Genomic DNA, 6,535 nt, shown 5'->3' on the forward strand with positions numbered 1-6,535 from the left:
ATCTGGCGGCACAGGTTGGCATCTATGGCTACGCCAAAACCACCGAGGGTAGCGCCCTGGTCTGTTTTGTCACCCACGACGATGACGGTGCCTGGCAACTGCTGCGGCAGCTGGAATTTGCCAACCTGATATTCACCCGCCAGTGGTTTGCCGCCGCGCCCTTGCAGGACAACTTGCCGGAGCAGAATCGCGTGGAGCCTTTGGTGGAGCTGGCCGAAGAGCTTGCCCCGGGCAAGTTGGCTGAGTTCAGTGTCGAGTACGCAGATACCAACGACGGCAAGGAAATGTCGGCGTTCTGCCGGAAAATCACCGTGCCTCTCAGGCAGGCCCTGGGAAAAAAAGGGTTGATGAAAAGCGCTGGAAAATATCGCCTGCACCTGTTGTTTCTGTCCGGTCGGGCGGCCTGGGTGGGCATCAGCCCCCTGGATAACAGCAGCCGCTGGGTGATGGGCATTCCCCGCCTGAAAGTGCCGCGGGATGCCCCCAGCCGGGCCACCCTGAAACTGGAGGAGGCCTGGCACTTTTTTATCCCGGAGGATGAGTGGGCGGACCGCCTCAAAGCGCGCACCCGGGCGGTGGATCTGGGCGCGGCGCCGGGGGGCTGGACCTACCAGCTGGTGAGCCGCGGCATGACGGTGTACGCCGTGGACAACGGCCCCATGGCACCGGAACTGATGGCTACCGGCATGGTGGAACACATCCGGGGAGACGCCTTTGTCTACGAGCCGCGCAAACCGGTGCAGTGGCTGGTGGGCGACATTGCCGACAAGCCGGCGCGGGTGGCGGAGTTGGTGGCGCGCTGGCTGGTCAAGGGTTGGTGCCGCGAGGCGATCTTTAACCTCAAGTTGCCCATGAAGCAGCGTTTCCAGGCGGTGCTGGATTGCCGCCAGAGAATTGAAACGCGCATGGAGGAGGCGGGTATTCGCTATGAATTGCGCTTTCGACAGCTCTATCACGATCGCGAAGAGGTGACCGGCCACCTGCGGCGGCTGCCGGATTAACCGGGGACAGAACCATTGGCCGGGTTGTCCCAGGGCGTTGAAAAGTGGCGTTAAACCTGGCGTTAAAAAGCAGCTCAACCCGGTCAGTTATCACGCATAAATGCGCTCGTCATGAGGGTTGGTGAGCTGTGCTGTCTGCCTGGCAAATGTTTTTTTAGCGCCAGCCTGCCAGCTGTCGGGAGCAGAAAATCAGAGGGGGCGAAAAACCGTCCCGGACGTCGAATGATTCCGGGTTTTTTAGGGGGGTAGAAAGCCGCCACCCTGTGGGCGGATGCTTTAACTGACCAGTCTTAGAAGCCAGTCAGGGTGTTCAGGACTCGACCAGCATCGAGATGGCCGCCAGCGCTTCCGGATCTTTCGCCTTGATCTTGTTGGCGATGTGGTGCTGGAAGAAGTAGCGGAACGTCTCTTCATCCTTGGCCGGGTAAAGACATTCATCCCCTGGCAATACCGGAGTGCTGACCACTTTTTCATCGTCAATCAGCATGCCCAGTACCTCGCCGTCGTGCAGCAAACGCCAGCTAACCACCTCCTTCAGCGTTATGCTTTTAAAGCCATCGTTTGAGAGTACGGCATGGGTGCCGATGGTGTCCGGAATTTCCTGAACCACATCCTGGTCGGTTTCGCACTCGAAGTCGTAGTACTCGGCGGCGGTTTCCAACTCAAGGACTTTGTGAATCGGCGCTTCGAAAAACACCTCGTCGATACCCGGGTCGAAGTAACCTTCCCAGTGACCGTTCAGCGGGTCCTGAATTTCAGTGCATGGCATGATGTCATCAAGCCAGGGCACCAAACCCACCACTTCGCCATCTGCCCGCAATGCCCAGCACAGCACTTTAATACTGAAAAGTTTGCTGGGATGAGCTTCGTTGGAATAAATCATTTCCAGACCATCGAGCTCGGGAGCGAGGCGGATAATGCGACGGTTGTAGGGGGAAGAGTAGGGTTTACCCGTGAAGAGATCGATCACGTTGTCCGTGTTGAGATCGGGTGTTGAGGTAGTCATAATACAGCCTCCTCAAATGGCAGTTCGATCAAGGCCTGACGGACTGCGTCCTGGTCGGGCCGGGACCTGTGTAGGGGGTTGATAATACCAGCGCCCCCACACAAGATAAGGTACTACTGATTATTTCTGAGCACAATACCTTGGGTGTACTTTTGTGAGCTACTACTTTGCTTACGGCTCTAATATGAATCCGTTGCGGATGGCTGAACGGGCCCTGCAGGTGGTGGATGTATGCCCCGCCTGGCTGGACGGCTTCGGGCTGCGTTTCAACAAGCGCTCCCGCCGCGACGCTCAATTGGCCTGCGCCAATATTGTGTTTGCCCGGGACGAGCGCGTCGAAGGGGTGTTGTACCGGTTGGCCAGCGTCGACGAGATCGTCAAGCTCGACCCCCACGAAGGCACGCCCTTTATGTATAGCCGGGAAATGTTTCCGGTGCAGACCCAGGCCGGGATCATTCCCGCCTGGACCTATATCGCCAACCCGGCGGTGATCGATAACAGCATCTTGCCCGCCCGCTGGTACCTGGAGCATTTGCTCGCCGGCCGCGCCTATCTGTCCCCCGAATATCTGCAGCGCCTGGATGGCACCCGCTGCCGCGAGGATGTGGATATTGTCTGGTAGTACGGCAGTATTTGATCCCCGCACCGGGCAGTTGATGGAGATTTTTAACCGGCTGTTTGCGGGCAGCTGTAATACGCGCCTGATTGCGGACGGGGACGAACCCATTTATCTGCCGGCGGATGGGCAGTGCGGTCACCACCGGCTGATTTTCCGTCACGATTATTTTTCCAGCGCCCTGCACGAAATCGCCCACTGGTGCATTGCCGGTGAGCAGCGTCGCCTGCTGGTGGACTTTGGCTACTGGTACAACCCGGACGGCCGCACCGCCCGGCAACAGCGCGCCTTCGAGCAGGTGGAAGTCAAACCCCAGGCCCTGGAGTGGATGTTGTCCAACGCCGCCGGGCATCGCTTCCGTATCAGCGCCGATAACCTGGCGGGAGGGGTCGCTGCCAGCGAGGCCTTTATCGCGGCAGTCGCAGAACAGGCCCGCAATTGGTGTGCCGCGTCCCCGCCACCCCGGGCGGCACTGCTGGCCGCAGCCCTGGCCGAGGCATTTGGCGGCGGCGGTTACCGGGACCCCGGTCAGTACAGCGCGGCCAGCCTGTGACCGCGGCGCCGCTCTACCTGCTCGACGCCTCCATTTATATCTTTCGACACTATTTTTCATTGCCCGAGCGCTGGCACAGTGAAGCGGGTTACCCCTCCCAGGCCGTTTACGGTTATCTCGGTTTTTTGCTGGGCCTGCTGGAGCAACAGCAGCCGCAGTTTATTGCCGCCGCCTTTGACGAGAGCCTCGGCAGCTGCTTTCGCAACCATATCTACCCCGCCTACAAGGCCAATCGGACGTTGCCGGACGACGCGCTGGCCTTTCAGCTGGATGCCTGTGCCGAGGTGACCGGACTGCTGGGCGTTACCGGGTTGGCCAGCGACAGCCATGAGGCGGATGACATTATCGGCACCCTGGCCCACCGGGGCCGCGGCGCCGGCCACCAGGTGATTGTGGTGAGCCGCGACAAGGATCTGGCGCAGCTGTTGTGCAACCGGGACCTGATCTGGGATTACGGCCGCGGCGCTGCCCGGGGCCGGGAGGAAATCAAGGCTGAGCTGGGCGTCTGGCCGGAACAGCTGGCGGATTACCTGGCGCTGGTGGGCGACCCCGTCGATAACATTCCCGGTGTGCCCGGCATCGGTGCCAAGACCGCTGCCGCACTGCTGGCGCATTTCGGCACCCTGGATGCCATACTGGAGGCCGGTGAAAAGGTGGCGGCGGTGCCGGTGCGCGGTGCGGCCAAACTCGCCGCTAAACTAGACAGCTGTCGCGACCAGCTCGCCGTGGCGCGCCAGCTCACTGCCATTGCCACAGACGCCCCTGTCGGCAGGCCGTCGTGGCGGCGTCAGCCCGTGGCATTGGATAGACTGGCGGATTTCTGCCAGCGTATGGGTTTTGGCCGCGCGCCAGTGAAGCGTGCCCTCAAGCTGAGCCAACCTGAAAGCGGTGTTAACAGGCCCCGGTAACCATTGATGAAAATTGTTGCAGACGAAAATATGCCGCTGGTGCGCGAACTGTTCTCGCCCTACGGCGAGGTGGTGACGGTTCCCGGCCGGGAGCTCGACGCGGCCCAGCTGAAGGATGCGGATGTGCTGCTGGTGCGCTCGGTGACCCGCGTCAATTCGGCGCTGCTGGAAGGCAGCTCGGTGCGCTTTGTGGGTTCCGCCACCATCGGGGTCGATCACGTGGATCAGGTTTCCCTGGCAAGTAGCGATATCGCCTTTGTCAGTGCGCCGGGCTGCAACGCCAATGCGGTGGTGCAGTATGTCCTCTCCGCCCTGTTCCGGGTGCGCCCGGACTGGTTGCGCCAGACGGTGGGAATTGTCGGTTGTGGCAATGTCGGCGGACGCCTCTATCGCACTCTCAAGGCACTGGGCGTCAATTGCCGCTGTTACGATCCGTTTCTCAGTACCGAGCAGATTGCCGATCTCTGTTCACTGGAGGAAGTGCTCGATGCCAGCATTCTCTGCCTGCACACGCCGCTGACCACCAGCGGCCCACACCCGAGCTATCACCTGCTGGATGAGCGGGCACTGCGGCGGTTTTCACCCGGCGGCCTGTTGCTGAATGCCGGTCGCGGGGCCGTGGTGGATAACAGCGCCCTGCTCAGGCTGCTGCCGGAGTATGCCTGGCAGGTGGTGCTGGATGTCTGGGAGGGAGAGCCACAGGTTTCCCTGCCGTTACTGTCCCGCGTCAACATTGGCACACCGCATATTGCGGGTTACAGCTGGGACGGCAAGGTCAATGGCACGGCGATGGTTCGTGATGCTTTCTGCCGCTGGCTGGGGCAGCCCGTACCGGAATCGGCTACCTCAACAGATCCCATTGAGCTGATTAAAATGGCGTCCCTGGGGCAGGCGGTGCTGGCTGTTTACGATGTGGCGGAGGACGACCGGCGGATGCGGGAAGCCCTGCTCGCCGAGGGGGCGGATATCGGCGCAGCCTTTGACCAGCTGAGAAAGGGCTACCCCCGGCGACTGGAATTTCCCCATTACCGGGCGAGGGGGATTGTCGACGGCGAACTGGCGAGGCGGCTCGCCGCGCTGGGTTTCAAGATGCCCTGAGGCTTGACGGATAACGGCGGGTGGTTAACTGCCCTCGTCAGTAGCGGAGCTCTGTTGTTCCAGTTCGACAAACGCCTCCTGCACCATGTCCTCGGTGATCGGAATCTCGTTACCCTCTTCATCAATCAGTGCCGCGCCGTGGAAATCCGGGTTGCTCTGCGGCTCCTCGGGCTTGTGCCGGTTATTCTGGCTCATCGGTAATACCAATCCGGTTATTTCCCCAAAACATACCACGATTGGTTGTCAGGGCAAGCCCCGGGGTAAAATCATCCGTGAAATCTGTGGAGAGAACTGTGTTCAGACTGGGTTTGATTGTGAATCCCCTGGCGGGTGTCGGCGGTCCCGCTGGCCTCAAGGGCAGCGACGGGGCTGATACCGCCGCCGAGGCGCTGCGGCGCGGCAGTGAGCTGCGCGCCTCGCAACGGGCGCTGCGGGCCTTGCAGCGGGTGGCCCGGGCGATGGATCCCGGCAGCATTGAGCTGCTGACCTGTCCCGGCGCGATGGGTGAAGCTGCGGCCAGGGAGTGCGGCTTTGTGCCCCGGCTGGTGGCTGGGTGCCATTCCGGGCAGACCACCGCGGCGGATACCGAACAGGCCGCCGCGCAGATGGTGGCGCAGGGGGTGGACCTGCTGTTGTTTGTCGGCGGTGACGGCACCGCCCGCAATATCTGCAATGCGGTGCCCGCCGCCCAGCCGGTGTTGGGGATTCCTGCGGGGGTGAAAATGCAGTCCGGGGTCTACGCCATCACCCCTGAAGCCGCCGGAGACATCATCGTCCAGCTGCTGCGCGGCGAGCTGGTGGATATTCGCCAGCAGGAGGTGCGGGATATCGATGAGCAAGCCCTCCGCCAGGGCCGGGCGACATCGCGCTATTACGGGGAATTGCTGGTGCCCGAGGCCGGCCGCTTTATGCAACAGGTCAAATCCGGCGGTCGGGAAATGGCAGAACTGGTGCTGCAGGACATTGCCGAAACACTGCTCGAAGAGATGGACGACGACTGTCTCTATATTATCGGGCCGGGTTCCACCACCGCCGGGCTGATGGCGGCGATGGGGCTTGATAATACCTTGCTGGGGGTGGATCTGGTGCGGAACCGGCAAGTGCTGGCGGCGGACGTGGCGGCTGCCGGGATTGAGCGTGCACTCGATTGCCACGGCGGGCCGGTGAAGATTGTCATTACCCCGATCGGCGGACAGGGCATGTTGTTGGGGCGGGGCAACCAGCAGCTGACCCCGGCCATTCTCAAACGGGTCGGGCGGGATAACCTGGTGGTGGTGGCGACCAAGACCAAGATCGCCGGCCTCGGAGGCAGACCGCTACTGGTGGACAGTAACGATCCGCTGCTCGATGAGG

At 61.6% G+C, this 6,535-nt stretch carries 8 protein-coding genes; 6 read left to right on the plus strand and 2 right to left on the minus strand.

The features are described 5' to 3' along the window. Window positions 1–1,001 (plus strand): 23S rRNA (cytidine(2498)-2'-O)-methyltransferase RlmM (gene rlmM, locus ABY948_RS10430; protein ID WP_461482476.1); only part of this gene is annotated, 1,001 nt, incomplete at its 5' end. Between the two features lie 310 nt (window positions 1,002–1,311). Here the strand turns inward: rlmM and ABY948_RS10435 are convergent. Then, window positions 1,312–2,007, minus strand: coding sequence for a hypothetical protein (locus ABY948_RS10435; protein WP_461482477.1), 696 nt, complete (start codon window positions 2,005–2,007; stop codon window positions 1,312–1,314). Window positions 2,008–2,161: 154 nt separating this feature from the next. On the opposite strand from ABY948_RS10435, the gene ABY948_RS10440 reads away from it, so the two are divergent. The 4 genes from ABY948_RS10440 to ABY948_RS10455 are packed head-to-tail and all read left to right on the plus strand — an operon-like array spanning window position 2,162 to window position 5,182. Beyond that, on the plus strand, window positions 2,162–2,629 hold the full coding sequence (locus tag ABY948_RS10440) for a gamma-glutamylcyclotransferase family protein (protein WP_461482478.1): 468 nt from the start codon (window positions 2,162–2,164) through the stop codon (window positions 2,627–2,629). Continuing rightward, window positions 2,619–3,176 (plus strand): elongation factor P hydroxylase, encoded by a 558-nt coding sequence (locus ABY948_RS10445; protein ID WP_461482479.1) that lies wholly within the window; start codon window positions 2,619–2,621, stop codon window positions 3,174–3,176. Before ABY948_RS10440 ends, ABY948_RS10445 begins: the two co-directional genes overlap by 11 nt. After that, entirely contained in the window at window positions 3,173–4,084 is a 912-nt protein-coding gene (locus tag ABY948_RS10450; protein WP_461482480.1) for a 5'-3' exonuclease, read from the plus strand. The genes ABY948_RS10445 and ABY948_RS10450 overlap by 4 nt, the downstream gene beginning before the upstream one ends. Window positions 4,085–4,090: 6 nt before the next feature. Further along, window positions 4,091–5,182, plus strand: a complete 1,092-nt coding sequence (locus ABY948_RS10455; protein WP_461482481.1) for a 4-phosphoerythronate dehydrogenase — start codon at window positions 4,091–4,093, stop codon at window positions 5,180–5,182. A gap of 24 nt (window positions 5,183–5,206) precedes the next feature. On the opposite strand, the gene ABY948_RS10460 is transcribed toward ABY948_RS10455, so the two are convergent. Next, window positions 5,207–5,377: a PA1571 family protein gene (locus ABY948_RS10460; protein ID WP_461482482.1), complete on the minus strand. Its 171-nt coding sequence runs from the start codon at window positions 5,375–5,377 to the stop codon at window positions 5,207–5,209. A gap of 98 nt (window positions 5,378–5,475) precedes the next feature. Here ABY948_RS10460 and ABY948_RS10465 point away from each other — a divergent pair. Then, window positions 5,476–6,535 (plus strand): ATP-NAD kinase family protein (locus ABY948_RS10465; RefSeq protein WP_461482483.1); only part of this gene is annotated, 1,060 nt, incomplete at its 3' end.

Source organism: Porticoccus sp. (assembly GCF_041592135.1).
Classification (GTDB): Bacteria; Pseudomonadota; Gammaproteobacteria; order Pseudomonadales; family Porticoccaceae; genus Porticoccus.